Here is a 517-nt window from a genome sequence, read left to right as displayed (position 1 = left end):
AGGCCCCGCTGCCAAAGCTCCCCCAGGACCCCCTCCCATCCCAGGGCGCTCTCCGTGGGCAACAGCCAAAACCCCAGGACCCGCCTCTCCCCATTAGGGGCGATGCCCAGGGCCACATACACGCTTTCCCGTACGATCCCTTCTCCTTCCCTGAAGACCTTTAGGGAAAGCCCGTCCAGGTAGACGAAGGCCATCTCCTCGGGCAAAGGCCGGGTGCGGAAGGCTCCTGCCGCCTCCAGGACCTCGTCCGTCAGGGCGCTCAGGGTCTCGTGGGAGTAGCGGTGGCCTAAGAGCAGGCTCAGTATCTCGGCCGCCTTGCGCTGACTGACCCCGGCGGCGTAAAGGGCTACCGCCACTTCCCCCACGTCCACCAGGCGGCGGACGTAGGGCTTAAGGAAAGCCGGGTAATACCGAGATTCCCGATCCCTAGGGACCTTCAGGTCCACCTGGCCGAAGGTGGTCGGTCGTGTCAAGAGTTATGTGTAAGAGTCTGTGTACGGGGGGCATACCGCTCCTG

Annotated in this window: 1 pseudogene; it reads right to left on the bottom strand. The window is 64.2% G+C overall.

Annotated features, from left to right (window positions below):
• Positions 1–461 (bottom strand): annotated as a pseudogene (locus L0D17_RS13255) (transposase); the annotation flags it as partial.
• Between the last annotated feature and the right edge of the window lie 56 nt (positions 462–517).

The sequence above is a fragment of the Thermus thalpophilus genome, assembly GCF_022760915.1.
Classification (GTDB): Bacteria; Deinococcota; Deinococci; order Deinococcales; family Thermaceae; genus Thermus; species Thermus thalpophilus.
This window is presented reverse-complemented; position numbering and strand designations above follow the sequence as displayed.